Source organism: Herminiimonas sp. Marseille-P9896 (genome assembly GCF_903993245.1).
Lineage (GTDB): Bacteria > Pseudomonadota > Gammaproteobacteria > Burkholderiales > Burkholderiaceae_D > Oxalicibacterium > Oxalicibacterium contaminans.
In genome coordinates this window covers 154,626-174,313 of the sequence record NZ_CAJEVT010000004.1, presented here as the reverse complement: position 1 = coordinate 174,313, position 19,688 = coordinate 154,626, and the positions used below count along the sequence as shown (strand labels likewise).

The following is a 19,688-nucleotide window of genomic DNA, read 5'->3' as shown; positions in this document are numbered from 1 at the left end:
AGGTAGTCGTGAGCAAATAGACAATCATTCACAAGCAATTCTTGCAACGCAACATGGTTTAAGAACAGCAAAGACGAAAAAAAACGGCGCCCGAATCGGGCGCCGTTTTTACTAACTAAAACGAGTTTAAGAAATTCTTAAACTGCTTTAGCAGCGTGCAATGCAGCGATCTGCTCTTTGGTGTACCCCAGTTGAGCCAGAACTTCATCGGTGTGCTCACCCAGAGTTGGCGAACCAACGATTTCTGGTTTCATATCGGAGAATTTGATTGGGCTACCAACGGTGAGGTATTTTTCACCACGGTCTTTGTGCTCAACTTCAACGATCGAACCGCTTTCGCGCAACGATTTGTCTGCAGCCAATTCTTTCATCGACAGAACTGGTGCGCATGGGATGTCGTACTTACGCAGAATGTCGACAGCTTCAAATTTGGTTTTGTCTTTGAGCCATTCTTCGATAGTTGCGAAGATGTCGAAAATCTTGTCTTGACGAGCTTCTGCAGTGTTGTATGCAGGATCTTCAATCCACTCTTCTTTACCCAATGCTTTACAGATAGGCGCCCAAGCGTGACCTTGGATGGTGAAGTAGATGTATGCGTTAGGATCGGTTTCCCAACCTTTACATTTCAGAACCCAACCTGGTTGACCGCCACCGCCAGCGTTACCGCCGCGTGGTACTACGTCAGTGAATTTGCCGTGTGGGTATTGTGGGTACTCTTCCAGGTAACCGATTTTGTCCAGACGTTGTTGATCGCGCAGTTTAACGCGGCACAGGTTCAGAACAGCATCTTGCATCGATACCGCAACTTTTTGACCTTTACCGGTTTTTTGACGACCCATCAGAGCTGTCAAGATACCGATTGCCAGGTGCATACCAGTGTTGGAGTCACCCAAAGCAGCTGCCGAAACAGTTGGTGGGCCGTCCCAGAAACCAGTGGTCGAAGCAGCGCCGCCAGCACATTGAGCAACGTTTTCGTAGACTTTCAAGTCTTCGTAGTGGTGACCATCGCTGAAGCCTTTAACCGATGCCATGATCATGCCTGGGTTCAATTCTTGAACGCGTGCCCAAGAGAAGCCCATACGATCCAAAGCGCCAGGACCAAAGTTCTCAACCATAACGTCGGATTCTTTGATCAGCTTTTCCAAAACTTCTTTACCTTCTTGAGTTTTGGTATCCAGTGTCAGCGAACGCTTGTTGCTGTTCAGCATTGTGAAGTACAGAGCGTCTTTACCTGGGATGTCGCGCAATTGCGAACGGGTAACGTCGCCCGAACCTGGACGCTCTACTTTGATAACGTCAGCACCGAACCAAGCCAACAGCTGTGTACATGCAGGACCAGCTTGTACGTGGGTGAAATCGATGATCTTAACGCCTGCTAATGGTAATGTTTGACTCATGATTGGTAGATTTCCTTATCAATCGTTTAACTTGATTCCTGAAATTTGAATACTTCAGGAAGTGAAAAACCACTCAGAGAGCTCTGAGTGGAATCGCGCCATTTACATGGCTTTAATCCAATACTACTTGGAGTTCTTTAACGTTCTAGTCTAGTGCGGTGGCACAAGCAGTGTCAAGTGCATGGCACGGTCACCCTACTCTGACCGTGCCACACAAAGCCATGACTTGCGCCTTGGCTCTATCCCAGTATTACTTCTTTTTACCGATCGTGCTGACGATGTTCAGGTTACCGATACGGCCGGATTCAACACCAGCTGCTGGATCGATGATCGCGTCGATGATGGTTGGCTTGCCCGATTTCAGGGAAGCTTCCAGTGCTTTTGCCAACGCTTCTGGAGTTTCAGCACGAACACCTTCACCGCCCAGAGCGATACTGAATTGGTCGTACTTGGTTTTCGGATTGAAAATCATGCACGATACTTGGTGTTCTGGGTTCGCTTCGTCACCGCGGTAGATACCGCCGTTGTTCATGATGATGACGGTTACTGGCAGGTTGTAACGTGTGATTGTTTCGTATTCCATTGCGCTGAAACCGAATGCGCTGTCGCCGCAAATTGCAACGACTGGTTTGCCGGTTTCTACTGCAGCTGCAACAGCCGAACCCATACCGATACCCATTACGCCCCATGTACCTGTATCTACACGTTTGCGTGGCAGGTATTGGTCGATGACCATACGTGCGTTGTCGAGGGTGTTTGCACCTTCGTTAACCAGGGTGATGTCTGGGTAGTTTTTCAACACGTCACGGATTGCGCCGAGCGAGTTGAAGTAGTTCATGACTGGAGTAGCTGTGGTCAGTTTGGTAGCCAGTTTAGCTTTGGTGCCGTTAGCACGTTCAGCAATAGCGCTCATCCATTCTGTTGGCTTAGCAGCACCTTTCAGGCCAGCGCGCAATGCGTTGACGCAAGACTCGATGTCACCGATCAATGGTGCAGCGATAGGTACGTTGCTGTCGATTTCGTTAGCTTGGATATCGATTTGTACGAATTTCTTCGCGCCGCCCCATGTTTTGCCTTTGCCGTGTGCCAGCAACCAGTTCAGACGTGCACCGATCAGGATAACAACGTCGGACTCTTGCAAGACCATCGAACGAGCAGCAGCTGCGCATTGTGGGTGAGTATCGGATACCAGACCTTTTGCCATCGACATAGGTGTGAATGGGATACCGGTTTCTTCGATCAGTGCTTTGATGTCTGCGTCGCATTGAGCGTAAGCAGCACCTTTGCCGAGCAAGATCAATGGCTTTTTAGCGCCTTTGATCAGGTCAACAGCGCGCGAAACAGCCGATGGTGCTGGCAGTTGTGCTGGAGCTGGATCAACTGGAACGAACAACGATTTTTGGCCTTCTTCAGCGCTCATGGTGGTGCTGAACAGACGTGCTGGGATGTCCAGATATACGCCGCCTGGACGACCCGACAATGCGGTACGGATTGCGCGAACAACTGCAACGCCGATGTCTTCAGTACGGTTGATACGGAACGAAGCTTTGCAATGTGGACGAGCGATGTTCAACTGATCCATTTCTTCGTAGTCGCCTTGTTGCAGGTCGACGATTTCACGTTCCGAAGAACCGGAAATCAGAATCATTGGGAAGCAGTTGGTGGTCGCGTTAGCCAGTGCGGTCAAACCGTTCAGGAAGCCAGGTGCGGAAACAGTCACGCAAACGCCTGGTTTTTTGGTCAAGTAGCCGGCTACCGAAGCTGCGTAACCTGCATTTTGCTCGTTACGGAAGCTGAAGAACTTGTTACCACGGGCTTGCCACATACGACCGATTTCGGTAACTGGGATGCCGAGCAGACCATAGATGTTGGTGATGCCGTTCATTTCCAGCGCTTCCATCAGCAGATGGAAGCCGTCTGTCAGCTCTACGCCTTCTGCTACTTCTTGAATGTCGTTTTTCATAATGAAATGTTCTCTTCGTTAATTTCAATAAAGGTTGAGCAGTCTTGCTCAATACCGTGGTTGCCGTGCTCTTGCTGCGGCTGTTGCTACACTTGTAAGGCACCTCTAAAAACCAGACCGGTTGGTTTTTAGAGATACCCTTCAGTCAACGCTTTTATGCATAGACCATCCAAGTGGGCGTATCATATCGATCTGCCTGCGCTTCGATCATTGACCCCGGTCAATTTTCATCGCATGATATCGACCCCGCCCACCCTTCTGTCTTTTATATCTATATATCTTGTAAATGCCGACCGTAGATAACCACCCAGAACGAAATGTCATTCGCGTTCAGCTCAAGCAAAATCTTGTCTTAAAAGACATGACTGAGAGCGAATGGGCGGAGCTGGAACCGCATTTGCTCGTCGTAGATTGCCCTAAAGGCGACTTCCTGCTGCATCAGGGCGTACATGAAATGGAGCAATATTTCATTCTTGACGGTATCCTGAAGCGCGTAGTTACTAATCAGCAAGCAAAGGAAATGATTTTGCGTTTTGCTGATGAACGTAGCATGGAGACTAGTTATGCGGCGTGGCGACTGAAAACCCCGACTCCTTACAGCATTATCTGTGTGACAAAAGCGCGTGTAGTGAAGTTGCCTTTACTGCAATGGATCGCTTTCATCGACAAGCATGAGCACATTAAGCAAGCCTTCGAGCATGACGTCATGCACCTGATGAGCGAGATCATGGCTCACACCATCACCTTGCACTTGCTCGACGCTCCTGGCCGCGTACAACGCTTCGTACGCAAGCATCCGGAACTGTTTGACCGTATTCCGAAGAAAGAGTTGGCGTCTTACCTGAATCTTTCGCCAGAAACACTGAGCCGACTGAAGCATCAAGGCAAAATCTGACCTCATCTTGCAATGAGGCCAGAGCTGCAGTCACTCTATACTAGAAAACCGTAAAATCAATACTTACCGGAAGAATAGAGTTTAGAGTTGGCCATCAAGCGCAACTGGTTATCAACACTCTTCACTCCTGACACCCCGGCAGCAACTTTCTCCGCCGCAACGTGTTCATCTGCATGCAGCACGATGCCACTTAGCACCACACGTCCCGCATCTGCTTCTATCGTCACCCTGACATCGCTGGTTGTCGGCGAACTGCGCAATGCAGCACGGACATGCGCTTCCAGCGTCATGTTTTGCAGCGCTGTCTGCGATGCCTTGGTTTCCTTGAATTCAGGACGCCCGGCCAGATTCAAAATCTGCGCAACGCAACTATCGATAGACAAGCGATCCGTATTCAACACCAGATCATACAGCACAGGATCACCCCAAGTAACGCCGAATTGTTGATGCATGCGCGCAGCATGGGCGGCGTCGCTACGACGAATTTCTGCTTCGGCAAAATCAGCATCATCCGTTTCCAGATGCCCCATCAGCCACTCAACACGATTTTTCATTGAGCGCGTAATCCGCACCGTCACCACATGCGGTACCGAACGCAACAGGCAGGTCGCACCCCAACCGCGCAACACTACATTCCCTTTGTTGGCCAGCTCGAACACTTCTTCCGCGGTATAGATCGCCATGCCCTCGTCATCCGCCGTCAGGCGATCGACAAAGCCGGCTTTACCTTCGCGCAAGCGACGTATCACGCTCTTGCTCATGTCCAATTTCTCGGCCAGATGCTCTATCACCTCATGTCGCATCACCGTCAGGTTTTGTGTCTGAGCAAGATGCATGGCGACATCTTTGGCGAGGGAACCCATCTCTTGCGTCATTGCGATTACTGGCATAGCTATCTCCTTGGTTATGGAATACATGCACGGCAAATCAATCAACACTACCTTTAAGTCCGACTACCCTGCTCTGCGGGTAACCATACCACCAAAATTCGAGCCCAAAAACACCGATGCCCCACGCGGCTATTCACCGCGTGGGGCATTCAAGATCAGATCAGTACTGTAGCCTGATCATACGACATCCCGTTGTGCAGGACATCGGATCAAAAACATGAGCAGGTTTATCAATCTACTGGACGCTCATCAGCAAACTCGTCAACTTTTGGTGGACGAACTTTTGCGATCAGACGCGAGATCAGTGGCCAGAACAACATGATCAATGCCAGGCCAGTGATGCTACCAACCAGTGGGTTGGAGAACATGACCGATACGTCGCCTTGCGATGTCAACATCGCTTGACGGAACGAATCTTCTGCCTTGTCGCCCAGAACCAATGCCAGAACCAGCGGTGCCAGTGGGTAGTCGAGTTTCTTGAACAGATAACCAACCACACCAAACACAACCATCAGCCAGATATCGAACATCGCGTTGTGAACGGTGTAAGCACCGATCGCACAGATCACGATAATCACTGGTGCAATGATCGAGAATGGAATACGCAGGATCGAAGCAAACAGTGGCACTGTGGTCAACACAACCAGCAGACCAACCAGGTTACCCAGATACATACTGGCGATCAGGCCCCAAACGAAGTCTTTTTGCTCAACGAAGAGCAATGGACCAGGTTGCAGACCCCAGATCAGCAAGCCGCCGAGCAAGACCGCTGCTGTTGGCGAACCTGGGATACCCAGTGCCAGCATAGGCAGCAATGCAGCTGTACCTGCAGCATGCGCTGCGGTTTCAGGAGCGACCACACCTTCGAGCTCACCGGTACCGAACTTGGAACCGTTTTTCGACATCTTCTTGGCCAGACCATAAGCCATGAACGATGCTGGAGTTGCGCCGCCTGGTGTAACACCCATCCAGATACCAACCAGCGAGCTGCGTACCGAAGTAACCCAGTATGCCGGCAGTTTTTTCCATGTTTGGAAAACGACTTTTGGATCGATCTTCGCAGATTTACCGGAGAACGCCAGACCTTCTTCCATCGACAACAGGATCTCACCAATACCGAACAAACCGATAACAGCGATCAGGAAGTCGAAGCCACGCATGAACTCTTCGAAACCGAAGGTCAGACGCAATTGGCCAGTCACAGTATCCATGCCGACCGAAGCCAACGCGAAACCGAGAGCCATCGAAGCCAGGATCTTGAACGGCGAACCTTTACCCATACCAACGAAGCTACAGAATGTCAGCAGGTACACCGAGAAGAATTCCGGAGGACCGAAACGCAACGCGAACTTAGCAACCAGTGGTGCCATGAAGGTGATCATGACAACTGCAACGAACGCACCGATAAACGACGATGTGAACGCGCCGGTCAGTGCTTCACCAGCATTGCCTTTTTGTGCCATCGGATAACCGTCGAAGGTCGTCGCGACTGACCACGGCTCCCCGGGAATATTGAACAGGACGGATGTAATAGCACCGCCGAACAATGCACCCCAGTAGATACAGGACAACATGATAATTGCAGATGTCGGAGACATCGAGAACGTAAGCGGCAGCAGAATCGCTACGCCGTTTGCGCCACCCAGACCAGGCAACACGCCAATCAAAACCCCCAATACAATGCCGATGACCATCAGCAAGAAATTCATGGGGGTCATAATGACCGCGAACCCGTGAAATAATGAATTGATTTCTTCCATTTTACTTATAACTCCTTGAATTCCAATCTAACTCGTTAGCTAGCACATCGATATGATCGACACGCACAGGCTCTAGTAACCGAGGAAGCTCAAAAGATCTATGGACCCTTTGTACAGGGGCACTTTGAACCACACTTCAAACATCAGGAAGAAGACTGTGTTGACGCCTACTGCAGCGATAACCGCTTTGATAGGTGAGAACTTGCCGAGCAAGATCATGAACAGTGCGATGTAGACAGCGGACGAAACGTAGATACCAAAGACCTGGATCGCACCAACATAAATGATTGCTGGGATCAGGACTTGCAGTACGCGCTTCAGTTGCTCGCCATCGACAAATACTTCTGTGTTTTTTTCTTTACCAAAAAGGGATTGAAAAAGTGTGCCCGCGCCCGATATACAGATAACGAGACCGATATAGAACGGGAAGTACCCTGAGCCTGGACCGTCGGTGGTCCACTCTGCACCCAGGTTCCAACTGGAAATAACAACTGTAATACCCAGCAACAGCAGCAGAGCAGCTACAACTGCCTCGACAACATAAGTGGCCACGCCAGTGCGAACGCCACCGCTGGATTCTGAATTCTGATCCATGAGGAATGCTCCTGAAAATTTTTGCAATGTAGTTGGGATAGGCGCGCAGAAGCCAGCACTACCGTGAGCCGGTAGTGCTGCTTACTGCCTATATCCCGATGTTGATTACTTCTTCGCCATGAAGCCTGCTTCTTGCATCAGAGTAGCGTGTTGCTTCTCTGCTGCTTCCAGCCAGACTTTGAAGTCGTTACCAGTTTTGAAGGTCGTGTTGAACGCGCCTTTTTCCATGTAGTCCTTCCATTCAGCTGTTTCACGTACCTTTTTGAACAGGTCAACGTAGAATGCCAGCTGATCAGGAGTTACACCTGCAGGCATAAAGATGCCGCGCAACATGGTGTAGTCGGTAGGGATACCGGCTTCTTTACATGTTGGGATGTCGTTCCACGATTGAGTTTCGGTAACCTTGGTTTTGTACGGCATACGCTCATGATCGAATACGCATTGCGCTTTCAGTTTACCTGCGCGCCATTGCGAAACTGCTTCGATAGGATTGTTAACCGTTGATTGCAAGTGGTTACCAACCAACTGCACTGCAACTTCACCACCGCCTTTGAATGGGATGTAGATGAACTTGGTGCCGGTTGCTTTTTCCAGGCCAACAGTGATGATCTGATCTTCCTGTTTGGAGCCTGTGCCGCCCATTTTGAATTTGTTAGGGCCAGCTGCTTTTACCGCATCGATGTACTCTTTTGCGGATTTGTATGGCTGTTCTGCATTGGTCCACAGAACGAATTGATCCAGCGCCAACATCGCTACTGGAGTCATGTCACGCCAGTTGAACGGAACACCGGTAGCCATAGGCGTGGTGAACAGGTTCGACAAGGTGATAATGATTTTGTGTGGATCGCCCTTGTCATTTTTAATGCCAAGGAAGCCCTCAGCACCGGCACCACCCGATTTATTGACGACGATCAGCGGTTCTTTCATCAATTTGTTTTTGATGATCACGCCTTGGATCAGACGAGCCATTTGGTCAGCGCCACCGCCTGTACCTGCTGGAACCACAAATTCGACTGGCTTGGTTGGTTCCCAAGCGGCGAATGCTGGAGTTGCAGCGAGAGCTACTGCAGCAAATGCACCGGCTGTTGCCATTGCCATGCCGCTTTTCGAATGCGAAATGAAATCCTTGATCATTGCTTGTCTCCTGTTAATAATAATTTTAACTACGGTGCTACTTGCCGCGTCAGGGTGCCTTGTGAGCACTAGCACCGTGCGGCCAACGATGCCTTCTACGTAACTTGAAGTTACTTTTGTTTTCCGAGGATAGTGTGACTATTCCTCCAAAAACTTCTTGACCTAGGTCAAGTTTTCGGGACGGCGACCTCCTTTGATCGCGCCTCTTGTTTGTTACCTGAGCCACCCTTGCGAGTTACTGGGATACATATACGGCCTCCTTTAACCATACCTGCGTCACAACGATCCATCTTTCAACGTGCCTGTTTATTTACGGCTATCAGTGAACGATGTCTCTTTACTCAAATCCAAACACTGCATTTTGATTGCAATGCGACATTAATTTATCGCTTTGCATCAGTGTGCCATCCTTAGGGCATATGTTGGTGAAAAATTTATATACGTATTTATACGTATTTCTTTTCATTTTCTTGAGTTTGCGAGAACTCTTCTCAGCTTTCCTTGATGCTGGTTAAGAATTTCCATCTTTGATCGATAAGTCACCATCCTGGAGCAAACCCGCGTCATACCGTCAATTGCACGCGATCAGCACGGACAGACAAGAAAAAAGCCCATGAAGATAAGAATATCTTCATGGGCTTCATCATCTTATCGATGCCAAGAACGCTGAATTAAGCGACTTTTTGCAGTTTGACCTGGCCAGTCTCTTCATTCATGGTCTTCGCCAGCAATTTGACCAGTGCGTACACTGTGTCGATATGTGGCGTAGGTGTTTCTGTCAGGCGGCCGAGTTCTGCTACCGAACCTACCAATGCGTCGATCTCAGGATCACGACCGGCTTCAACGTCTTGCAACATCGATGTTTTGTGTTTGCCGACTTTTTCTGCACCAGCGATACGCTTCTCGAGCGTAACGCGGAATTCGATGCCCAGTTTGTGCGCGATGGTTTGCGCTTCGGTCATCATTGCAGCAGCCAGTTCACGCGACAGCGGGTATTGGCAGATGTCTTGCAGGGTCGAGTGCGACAGCGCGCTGATCGGGTTGAATGTCAGGTTGCCCCACAATTTCAGCCAGATTTCCGAACGGATGTTGTCCAATACTGGCGATTTGAAGCCAGCGTTGGTGAAGCATTCCGAAACACGGGTTGCGCGTTCGCTGGTCGAGCCGTCCAGTTCGCCGATAGGGAAACGGTCGCCTTCGATGTGTTTGATGACGCCTGGAGCGATCAATTCCGACGCAGGGTATACAACACAACCCAAAACGCGATCAGCAGGGATCTTGGAAGTAATCTTGCCGGTTGGGTCTACGCTTTCTACGCGTGTGCCAGCCAGTTTGCCGCCGTGGTTGTGGAAGTACCAGAAAGGAATACCGTTTTGCATCGTGACGATGACAGTTTCTGGGCCGATCAGCTTAGGCAGGTCGTCAGCAATCGCTTCGAGTTGATGCGCTTTCATTGCCAGGACGATGATGTCTTGCGGACCAGCTTCGTCGTAGTTGTTGGTTGCCTTGACGTTTGCAGCGACGTGTTCGGAACCGTCGTGCATGATCAATTTAGCGCCGTTTTTACGGATAGCTTCCAGATTCGCACCACGTACGATGAAAGTTACGTCTTCACCAGCCAGCGCCAATTTGACGCCAACGTAACCGCCGATAGCACCTGCACCAATAATTGCAATTTTCATACTATTTACCTCGCCACTATTATTTAAAATCATTTGTGAGCTTGCCGATACCAGCAATCTCAACTTCCACGACGCTACCTGGCTTCATCGAGCCGACACCTACCGAGGTGCCGCACAGGATGATGTCGCCTGGGAACAGCGTCATATCGGCGGAAATCATGCTTACCAATTGCTGCGTGGAGAAACGCATATCGCTAATTGGATAGTTTTGACGAACATCGCCGTTGAGGACAGTTTTAACAACCAATGTGGTCGGATCCAGATCGGTAGCAATCGTCGGGCCGAACGGGCAGAAGGTGTCCAGACCTTTAGCGCGCACCCATTGTGCAAACGATTCATCACGATTCAGGATAGTTGCAACGGTAACGTCGTTTGCAACGGTGTAACCAAATACATAGTCCATCGCGTCCGCTTCCGACACTGCTTTAGCAGTTTTGCCGATAACGATACCGAGCTCGCCTTCGAACACGACTTTGTCGTCTGTCGGCGGCTTCTGGATGGTTTCACCTGGGTTCAGGTAGGAATTAGGTGCCTTGATCAGGTACAGCGGTTCTGCTGGATCTGCCAGGTTCAATTTCTTCGCCAGTTCGTGGAAATTGTTCCACATAGCGATGATTTTGGTTGGTTGTGCTGGCATCAAGACTTTGACGTCATTGATGTTCAACACGGTGTCTGTTTTAACCGGGTTAACGTACATATCGCCGGTGTGAACTTGAATGTTGTCGCCTTCAAGCGTACCGAACTGTGTGTTACCTGCGTGACTAAACCGTACCCAACGTTTTGACATTTTTTGCTTTCTTAAGATTTCGAAACTTGTACTGTTAGCAAAGGCAAGCAGCAGAACCGACGGCAGACCAGCGCTATGGCGCGATCACATTCCGGTGCGCATACGCACACTTGCGGCATCTACTTCATTTGCATTTACTAACTATCTCTACAGCAAACACTGGGTATTTGCTGTAGAGATAACACTCCCCATGCATGGGGAGTGTCAGGACTACTTATTACAGAACCGATTTCAACAAACGTCCCATTTCAGCTGGATTGCGCGTTACTTTGATGCCGCACGCTTCCATCACAGCCAGTTTCTCTTGTGCTGTACCTTTGCCGCCGGAGATGATCGCGCCAGCGTGGCCCATACGTTTGCCTGCAGGAGCGGTAACACCAGCGATGAAGCCGACAACTGGTTTTTTCATGTTGTCTTTGATCCAGCGTGCGCAGGTTTCTTCTGCGTCGCCACCGATTTCACCAACCATGATGACTGCGTCGGTGTCAGGATCGTCATTGAACATGCGCAGCACGTCGATGTGCTTCAAGCCGCTGACTGGATCACCACCGATACCAACCACGGTCGATTGACCCAGGCCGAATTCAGCCAGTTGACCAGCTGCTTCGTAGGTCAAAGTACCGGAACGCGAAACCACGCCGATACGGCCTTTCTTGTGGATGTGACCTGGCATGATGCCGATCTTGATTTCATCAGGTGTAATCAAACCTGGGCAGTTAGGTCCGAGCAACAGGGTTTTCTTGCCTTCCATGCGTTGCTTGGTGCGGATCATGTCGCGGACTGGGATACCTTCGGTAATGCAGATAACCAGATCAACGCCAGCATCAACAGCTTCGTCGATTGCAGCAGCAGCGAACGGAGGCGGAACATAGATAACCGAAACGGTTGCACCTGTTTCAGCTTTCGCTTCAGCGACGGAACCATAGATAGGCACGCCTTCGAACGATTCGCCTGCTTTTTTAGGGTTCACGCCAGCTACGAAACAGTTTTTACCGTTAGCGTATTCGATACACATCTTGGTATGGAACTGACCGGTTTTACCAGTGATACCTTGGGTGATAACTTTAGTGTCTTTATTGATCAGGATTGACATGCTTATTTCCCCTGTGCTGCGTTGACGACTTTTTCAGCCGCTTCAGCCATGTTGTTTGCCGTGATGATAGGAAGACCCGATTCAGCCAGGATCTTCTTGCCCAGTTCTTCATTGGTACCAGCCATACGAACGACCAGTGGAACTGTCAGATCAACTTGTTTTGCTGCAGCGATCACGCCTTGCGCAATCACGTCGCACTTCATGATGCCGCCGAAGATGTTAACCAGGATCGCTTTGATGTCCGGGTTCTTCAACATGATCTTGAATGCTTCAGTTACTTTCTCAGTCGTAGCACCGCCGCCTACGTCGAGGAAGTTAGCTGGCGAACCGCCGTACAGCTTGATGACGTCCATGGTTGCCATAGCCAGACCAGCGCCGTTAACCAGGCAGCCGATGTTGCCGTCGAGCGAGATGTAGGTCAGGTCAAATTTCGATGCTTCGATTTCTGCTGGATCTTCTTCGTCCAGATCGCGCATTTCCTGGATTTCAGGATGACGGTACATGGCGTTCGAATCGAAGTTAAATTTCGCGTCGAGTGCAACGATACGGTCGTCGCCAGTCACGATCAATGGATTGATCTCTGCCAGCGATGCATCGGTTTCGTCGAATGCTTTGTACAGGCCTTGCATGAATGCACGTGCCTGGCCGATCGAACCTTCTGGTACGCCGATCTTGCGGGCGATGTCATCAGCCTCGCTATCGAGCAAACCTGTAACTGGATCGATGAATACCTTGTGAATTTTCTCAGGAGTGTGTTCAGCAACGTGTTCGATGTCCATGCCGCCTTCGCTGGATGCCATCAGTGCAACGCGTTGGCTACCACGGTCAACGACCATGCCGACGTACAGTTCTTTTTTGATGTCCGCGCCTTCTTCGATCAGCAAACGCTTAACCAGACGGCCTTCAGGACCGGTTTGGTGTGTTACCAGCGTCATGCCGAGGATGTCGTTTGCGTATTTACGCACTTCATCCAGCGATTTTGCGACCTTGACACCGCCGCCTTTGCCACGGCCACCTGCGTGAATCTGAGCCTTAACAACCCAAACTTTGCCGCCGAGTTTTTCTGCAGCCTGAACAGCTTCATCTACGGAAAAACAGGGGAAACCTTTTGGTGTCGTAACACCATACTTACGCAGTATTTCTTTTCCTTGATACTCGTGGATATTCATGATCGTCCTTGTTGATAATCAATTTTTTGGCAGCTTTATGCTGCGATAAATTTTCTTTTGCTTGAATCCACGCAAAAACCGTCGATGCTCCCAGCAAAAAAGCTGCTATTTTAACTGCTGCTATATCGAAATTAACGGTGACGTGGATTGTCCGAGAAGAGTATCCCGATATCCTTGACCACGGTTAAGATTCGATACTTGCCGCACCTTAATCGATCATACTTATGCAAAAATCGATGAAGAAAACGGCTATCGCGCGAGGATTAATTCGCATCAGTTACAACAAATGGAGTGAGCTGCAAATTTGACGCGGCGCAACATCGAACCGATAGATTGATGTACACAGTCAAATTGCCTTGCATCCACTGCGATTGCGTCAGGTCATGACACAATCCACAAGGATACCGTGCTCAAACGCCTACTTCGCCCCGTTGAAACTCAGCCCAGTTCACCGAGCGTGTTACGCGGGTTCCAGAGGCAGTCATGGTTTCATAGCAGCGTGCTTTGGCGGCTTGAATTGCTTCAATCAGGAAATCGGCTTCATACACTTTCAGGAGATGCTGTTGGCAAGTTTCCAGATAATGTTGAAGACGCTTGCGACCACCTGCGGCGACGGCAAGATCATCGTCGGTGTTCGCATCCCAATACCAGCTCAAGCCGAGTTCGTAAAACGCTGCGTTATAAGCGTTACGATGTAGATCCGCTGCATCATCTGCAGAATATTGATCCAACGCGGCTGTGAACATAGTAAGTCTCCTGTCTAGATTTTGGTACTCATTTAGCGTTGTTTTCTAAACTTAAATGCATCTTAGGGGCAAAAAATGATTAGGCATAGTTAAAGTATTTAATCATAATGATTCCTTTAAGCTTATACATCGACTATTCCTGCCATGAAGAACGCAACACTCCGGCAACTGAAGGTTTTTGAGACGGTTGCCCGCCACCTAAGCTTTTCGCGGGCTGCAGAAGAATTGCACCTGACCCAACCCGCGGTTTCCACCCAGGTCAAGAAGCTGGAGGAGCATGCCGGCCTCGCCCTGTTCGAACAATTAGGGAAGAAAATCTATCTCACGCCCGGCGGCTCCGAACTGCTGCACTACAGTCGCACCATCATCCAGCAGTTCCAGGAAGCGGAAGATGCGATGACGCAGTTCAAGGGCATCACCGGCGGCAAGCTGAACGTCGCGGTTATCAGCGCAGGCGATTACTTCTTCCCGCGCCTGCTGGTGGAATTTGCGCGCAGCCATCAGGGCGTGACGCTGAATCTGTCAGTACACAATCGCGAAGGCTTGCTGAACCAGATGACCAGCAATCTGACCGACATCGCGATTATGGTGCGGCCGCCGACCGATATGGATACCATCAACGAAGCATTTGCACCGCATCCTTACGTGATCGTGGCCGCACCTGACCATCCACTGGTATCGCAAAAAAATATCCCGATGAGCAGGCTGATGCAGGAACCCTTCGTCGTGCGCGAAAAAGGTTCGGATACCTGGCACTCGATGGAAGACGGCTTCGGCGATCGCATTAACGACATCAATGTCGCAATGGAAATCCGTAGTACCGAAACCATCAAGCAGGCGGTGATTGCGGGCATGGGCGTGAGCTTTCTATCCGCACATACCATCAGCCTGGAACTGCAGGCAGGCAGCCTGGCTGTGCTGGATGTCGAAGGCTTCCCGGTCATGCTGAATTGGTATATCGTGCACCGGAAGAACAAGCGCCTGCCACCAGTTGCGCAAGCCTTTAAAGACTTCCTGCTGGAAGAAGGTCCGGAATTGATAGAACGCCTGGTACGTTACAACCCGAAACCGGGCAAGCAGTTGAGCGACTTGCCAGCGAAAGCATTGGGCAAGAGCAAAAAATAATTCTGCTCTTCTCCCAACAAAAAGCCCGCCAATCTGCAGAGACTGGCGGGCTTTTTTATTGCATCGAGCGGTGCTTATACCTTCAGGATGATTTTGCCGATGTGTGTGCTGGTTTCCATCAGTGCATGCGCTTGTGCTGCCTCTTCCAACGGGAAGGTCTGGTAGATCACCGGTTTGATCTTGCCTGCTTCGATCAATGGCCAGACACGCTCGCGCAACTGTTTCGCAATCGCAGCCTTGAATGCGACCGGACGCGGACGCAAAGTTGAACCGGTAATTGTCAGACGACGCAAAAGGATTTGACCCAGGCTCACTTCGGCCTTGTTACCACCCAGCAGCGCGATGAAAACGAGTCGGCCGTCATCCGCAAGGCAGCGAATTTCACGCGACACATAATCACCACCGACCATATCGAGGATAACGTCTACGCCCTTGCCGCCGGTCGCAGCTTTGACCACTTCGACAAAATCTTCAGTCTTGTAATTGATGCCGCGTTCGGCACCCATCACTTCGCAAGCACGAGCCTTGTCGTCGCTGCCAGCAGTTGCAAACACGCGATGCCCCAGCGCCTTTGCAATCTGGATTGCGGTGACGCCGATACCGGAAGTACCACCTTGTACCAGCAAGGTTTCATCGCCGCTCAAACCGACGCGATCAAATACATTGCTCCAGACTGTGAAGAATGTTTCCGGCAGTGAAGCCGCTTCCACCGCATCCAGACCTTTAGGAATAGGCAGGCATTGCTCGACCGGTGCGGTGCAGTACTCGGCGTAGCCACCGCCCTGCGCCAGTGCGCAAATCATATCGCCCAGCTTGAAATCGGTACCAGCCAGGTCGCCGCCGACGATTTCACCGGCTACTTCGAGGCCTGGCAAATCCGATGCGCCTTTAGGCACCGGATAATTACCCGTACGTTGCAGCACGTCAGGACGGTTAATACCCGCCGCATGCACTTTGATCAATACTTCGCCAGCCTTAGGCTCGGGCATGGGACGCTCGCACAGCTTCAAGACATCTGGTGGGCCTGGCTGAGTAATCTCGATCGCGCGCATGGTAAATCCTTTAATTGTGTAGACGTTGAAGGCAGCAAGGATATTCGATAATCGCTTTATCTGCCAATCCCACACATAAATGACCCTGCCGCTGCCAACAGCTTAAACCACACGCCCAGCCATAGGTGACGACGGGGATGCGGCGAATTTACGGGCGACACGACCTGCCAGGTAAGCATTGCGTCCGGCTTCTATGCCCAGTTTCATTGCATGCGCCATACGCACCGGATCTTGCGCACCAGCAATGGCTGTGTTCATCAGCACGCCATCGCAACCCAGTTCCATTGCAATCGCTGCATCCGAAGCCGTACCAACGCCAGCATCGACGATGACCGGGACTTTGCTTTGCTCAATGATGAGCGACAGGTTCCAAGGGTTGAGGATGCCCATGCCGGAGCCGATCAGCGAAGCCAGCGGCATGATGGCGGCACAACCGATGTCTTCCAGCATGCGCGCCTGGATAGGATCATCGCTGCAATAGACCATGACATCAAAGCCATCCTTGACCAGCGTTTCTGCTGCTTTCAGGGTTTCCGGCATGTTCGGAAACAGGGTCTTTTCATCGCCCAGCACTTCCAGCTTGCACAGCTTGTGGCCGCCGAGGATTTCACGACCCAGTTGCAAGGTGTAGACCGCATCAGCTGCGTTGTAGCAACCAGCCGAGTTCGGCAGCAAGGTGTATTCGGATGGTGGCAGTACATCAAGCAAGCTAGGCGCATTCGGGTCCTGCCCGATGTTGACGCGACGGATAGCAACGGTGACGATTTGTGCACCACTTGCTTCGCTGGCAGCACGTGTTTGCTCGAGGTCTTTGTATTTACCGCTGCCTACCAACAGGCGGGAACGGTAAGTGGTGCCTGCGATCGTCAATTGGTCGTCAGGGAAATGGGTACTGCTCATGGATCACTCCTGTTTAAGAAGAATAGCGAGGCAAGCGAACCTGCCTCGCTGCTTACAGATGAATCAACCGCCGCCTATCGCACGCACAATATCAACCGCATCTGTCGGCAATAGCTGTCGCTGCGGCCAATCGCTGTCAGACAGCACTTCACGGTTGATCGCGACGGCGATGGCTTTGCCAGTCAACGACAAGGACGCAACCAGGTCGGCGACGCTACTACCGTCTTCGACCTGATGCGCATTGCCATTCAGCTGTAGCGTGATCATCATTGTTTTTGATAAATCTCTGCACCGCTTTTCACGAACTCGATGGCCTTCACTTCCATCCCGGCTTTCAAAGCCTGGATTTCTGTGATGCCTTGCTTGGCGGCGTAATCACGCACTTCCTGCGTAATCTTCATCGAACAGAAATGCGGCCCGCACATCGAGCAGAAATGCGCGACCTTGGCTGAATCCTTGGGCAAGGTTTCATCATGGAATTCACGTGCTTTGTCCGGGTCCAGTCCGATGTTGAACTGATCTTCCCAACGGAATTCAAAGCGCGCTTTCGACAATGCGTTATCGCGTATCTGTGCGCCTATATGTCCTTTGGCCAGATCAGCGGCATGCGCGGCGATTTTGTAAGTGATGATGCCGTCCTTGACGTCGACCTTGTTCGGCAAGCCCAAATGTTCCTTCGGTGTGACGTAGCACAGCATCGCGGTACCGTACCAGCCGATCTGCGCTGCACCTATGCCCGAGGTGATGTGGTCATAGCCGGGTGCAATATCAGTAGTCAAAGGTCCGAGTGTGTAGAACGGCGCTTCATGACACTGCTCCAGTTGCAGATCCATGTTTTCCTTGATCAAGTGCATAGGTACATGACCCGGACCTTCGATCATGACTTGCACGTCGTGCTTCCATGCTACCTGCGTCAGCTCACCCAGGGTTTTCAGTTCACCGAGTTGTGCTTCATCGTTGGCATCGTAAATGGAACCAGGACGCAAACCATCACCCAGGCTGAAGGACACGTCATACGCTTTCATGATTTCGCAAATGTCTTCGAAATGTTCGTACAGGAAAGACTCCTTGTGATGCGCGAGACACCACTTCGCCATGATGGAGCCACCACGCGACACGATGCCGGTCATGCGCTTCGCGGTCAGTGGCACATAGCGCAGCAAGACACCAGCATGGATGGTGAAGTAATCGACGCCCTGCTCGGCCTGCTCTATCAGCGTGTCGCGGAAGATTTCCCAGGTCAGATCTTCGGCCTTGCCATTTACTTTTTCCAGTGCCTGATAAATCGGCACGGTGCCGATAGGCACAGGTGAGTTGCGGATAATCCATTCACGTGTTTCATGGATATGTTTGCCGGTCGACAGATCCATCACGTTATCGCCGCCCCAACGTATCGCCCAGGTCATTTTTTCGACTTCTTCACCGATGGAAGAAGTGACCGCCGAGTTACCGATGTTCGCGTTGATTTTGACCAGGAAGTTACGGCCTATGATCATAGGTTCGATTTCCGGGTGATTGATGTTGGCCGGAATAATGGCACGACCACGTGCGATTTCACTGCGCACAAATTCGGCAGTGATCTCTTGCGGGATCGCAGCACCGAATGATTGCCCCGGATGCTGACGCCCCATTAACTCGGCCAGCTTTTCACCTTTAGGGCCGGATTTTTTCAGCTCTTCCAGATAGGCGCGACGATTCATGTTTTCACGAATCGCCACGAATTCCATTTCCGGTGTGATGATGCCCTGACGTGCGTAGTGCATTTGCGAGACGTTTTTACCTGCCAATGCGCGACGTGGTTTGCGATGCAGATTGAAACGCAGCTCGGCCAGCTTCGGATCGTTCAGGCGTTCTATGCCGTATTCCGAAGTCGGGCCCGGCAATTCTTCCGTGTCGGCGCGTTCCAGTATCCACGGCAGGCGCGGTGTGTTCAGGCCGGAACGGATATCTATCTTCGCCGCAGGATCGGTGTAGGGACCCGAGGTGTCGTACACATAGATAGGCGGGTTCTTTTCAAAACCGAACGAGGCTGGCGTATCAGACTGCGTAATCTCACGCATAGGCACGCGGATGTCGGGACGCGAACCTTCGATATAAATTTTGCGGGAATTCGGCAGCGGCTGGATCGCTGCTTCGTCTACTGTCGCTGTGGCAGACAGAAATTGGGGATTGGCATTCATTTTGGCTCCTTGGCTAACTACAGTGGCTTGGAGCCAGCTAAGGAGGTTTCGAGGACAGGTAGCGATTCAAAAAGGAGTTGCAGCGAGGACGATGCAATTCAAATCTTGATGCGATACAACTGGTCTTCGTTAGCTTCCCTTCGCTGGCATTATCCAGATCAGGTTCAAGGGTTTTTCTCACCCGGCGGGATGCGGTATGCATCTGCCTAGGACCCCTAGCTTTTTACTTCTACAACGGGTGCAACAAACTACAACGCGAGTCTATGCAATAAAACGACTATGTCAATTGACCCGGATCAAACTTTTACATCTGACATGAAT

Annotated in this window: 17 protein-coding genes and 1 riboswitch; of the genes, 2 read left to right on the top strand and 15 right to left on the bottom strand. The window is 50.9% G+C overall.

Features of this window, described 5'->3' with window-relative positions; translation table 11 throughout:
- Positions 1 to 137: 137 nt before the first annotated feature.
- Both frc and oxc read right to left on the bottom strand, forming a co-directional pair.
- Entirely contained in the window at positions 138 to 1,397 is a 1,260-nt protein-coding gene (gene frc, locus H7U06_RS15460) for a formyl-CoA transferase (protein WP_175627001.1), read from the bottom strand.
- A gap of 250 nt (positions 1,398 to 1,647) precedes the next feature.
- Complete coding sequence (gene oxc / locus H7U06_RS15455) at positions 1,648 to 3,360, bottom strand: oxalyl-CoA decarboxylase (RefSeq protein ID WP_175627000.1); 1,713 nt, start codon at positions 3,358 to 3,360, stop codon at positions 1,648 to 1,650.
- A gap of 286 nt (positions 3,361 to 3,646) precedes the next feature.
- On the opposite strand from oxc, the gene H7U06_RS15450 reads away from it, so the two are divergent.
- Positions 3,647 to 4,255: a Crp/Fnr family transcriptional regulator gene (locus H7U06_RS15450; RefSeq protein ID WP_012078263.1), complete on the top strand. Its 609-nt coding sequence runs from the start codon at positions 3,647 to 3,649 to the stop codon at positions 4,253 to 4,255.
- A gap of 56 nt (positions 4,256 to 4,311) precedes the next feature.
- Here H7U06_RS15450 and H7U06_RS15445 read toward each other — a convergent pair whose 3' ends face one another.
- From H7U06_RS15445 to H7U06_RS15405, 9 genes are all read right to left on the bottom strand, one after another.
- On the bottom strand, positions 4,312 to 5,145 hold the full coding sequence (locus H7U06_RS15445) for a cytidylate kinase family protein (protein WP_175626999.1): 834 nt from the start codon (positions 5,143 to 5,145) through the stop codon (positions 4,312 to 4,314).
- 230 nt (positions 5,146 to 5,375) lie between these two features.
- The gene (locus tag H7U06_RS15440) at positions 5,376 to 6,905 is read right to left on the bottom strand and encodes a tripartite tricarboxylate transporter permease (RefSeq protein ID WP_175626998.1); all 1,530 of its coding nucleotides are present in this window, start codon (positions 6,903 to 6,905) and stop codon (positions 5,376 to 5,378) included.
- 72 nt (positions 6,906 to 6,977) lie between these two features.
- Positions 6,978 to 7,499, bottom strand: coding sequence for a tripartite tricarboxylate transporter TctB family protein (locus H7U06_RS15435; RefSeq protein WP_175626997.1), 522 nt, complete (start codon positions 7,497 to 7,499; stop codon positions 6,978 to 6,980).
- Between the two features lie 105 nt (positions 7,500 to 7,604).
- Positions 7,605 to 8,633 carry a tripartite tricarboxylate transporter substrate binding protein gene (locus H7U06_RS15430; RefSeq protein ID WP_124575581.1) on the bottom strand — a complete coding sequence of 343 codons (1,029 nt, stop codon included), beginning with the start codon at positions 8,631 to 8,633 and terminating at the stop codon, positions 7,605 to 7,607.
- Between the two features lie 671 nt (positions 8,634 to 9,304).
- Positions 9,305 to 10,315, bottom strand: coding sequence for a 2-dehydropantoate 2-reductase (locus tag H7U06_RS15425; RefSeq protein WP_175626996.1), 1,011 nt, complete (start codon positions 10,313 to 10,315; stop codon positions 9,305 to 9,307).
- 19 nt (positions 10,316 to 10,334) lie between these two features.
- On the bottom strand, positions 10,335 to 11,102 hold the full coding sequence (locus H7U06_RS15420; protein WP_175626995.1) for a fumarylacetoacetate hydrolase family protein: 768 nt from the start codon (positions 11,100 to 11,102) through the stop codon (positions 10,335 to 10,337).
- 217 nt (positions 11,103 to 11,319) lie between these two features.
- A complete protein-coding gene (gene sucD, locus H7U06_RS15415) occupies positions 11,320 to 12,195 on the bottom strand; it encodes a succinate--CoA ligase subunit alpha (protein WP_012078256.1) in 876 nt (291 codons plus the stop codon).
- Between the two features lie 2 nt (positions 12,196 to 12,197).
- Positions 12,198 to 13,364: an ADP-forming succinate--CoA ligase subunit beta gene (gene sucC, locus H7U06_RS15410; protein ID WP_124575583.1), complete on the bottom strand. Its 1,167-nt coding sequence runs from the start codon at positions 13,362 to 13,364 to the stop codon at positions 12,198 to 12,200.
- A 410-nt stretch (positions 13,365 to 13,774) separates the two neighbouring features.
- Positions 13,775 to 14,110 carry a hypothetical protein gene (locus H7U06_RS15405; RefSeq protein ID WP_124575584.1) on the bottom strand — a complete coding sequence of 112 codons (336 nt, stop codon included), beginning with the start codon at positions 14,108 to 14,110 and terminating at the stop codon, positions 13,775 to 13,777.
- A gap of 144 nt (positions 14,111 to 14,254) precedes the next feature.
- Here H7U06_RS15405 and H7U06_RS15400 point away from each other — a divergent pair, with 144 nt between their 5' ends.
- On the top strand, positions 14,255 to 15,235 hold the full coding sequence (locus H7U06_RS15400) for a LysR family transcriptional regulator (protein WP_175626994.1): 981 nt from the start codon (positions 14,255 to 14,257) through the stop codon (positions 15,233 to 15,235).
- A gap of 74 nt (positions 15,236 to 15,309) precedes the next feature.
- Here the strand turns inward: H7U06_RS15400 and H7U06_RS15395 are convergent, their stop codons facing one another.
- The 4 genes from H7U06_RS15395 to thiC all read right to left on the bottom strand — a co-directional run bounded on the left by H7U06_RS15395 (position 15,310) and on the right by thiC (position 19,367).
- Positions 15,310 to 16,287, bottom strand: coding sequence for an NAD(P)H-quinone oxidoreductase (locus H7U06_RS15395; RefSeq protein ID WP_124575586.1), 978 nt, complete (start codon positions 16,285 to 16,287; stop codon positions 15,310 to 15,312).
- Between the two features lie 102 nt (positions 16,288 to 16,389).
- Positions 16,390 to 17,187: a thiazole synthase gene (locus tag H7U06_RS15390; protein WP_175626993.1), complete on the bottom strand. Its 798-nt coding sequence runs from the start codon at positions 17,185 to 17,187 to the stop codon at positions 16,390 to 16,392.
- A gap of 63 nt (positions 17,188 to 17,250) precedes the next feature.
- A complete protein-coding gene (gene thiS, locus H7U06_RS15385; protein WP_175627114.1) occupies positions 17,251 to 17,454 on the bottom strand; it encodes a sulfur carrier protein ThiS in 204 nt (67 codons plus the stop codon).
- Positions 17,454 to 19,367 (bottom strand): phosphomethylpyrimidine synthase ThiC, encoded by a 1,914-nt coding sequence (thiC, locus tag H7U06_RS15380; protein WP_175626992.1) that lies wholly within the window; start codon positions 19,365 to 19,367, stop codon positions 17,454 to 17,456. Before thiC ends, thiS begins: the two co-directional genes overlap by 1 nt.
- Before the next feature lie 118 nt (positions 19,368 to 19,485).
- Positions 19,486 to 19,594: riboswitch (TPP riboswitch) on the bottom strand.
- Positions 19,595 to 19,688: the final 94 nt, after the last annotated feature.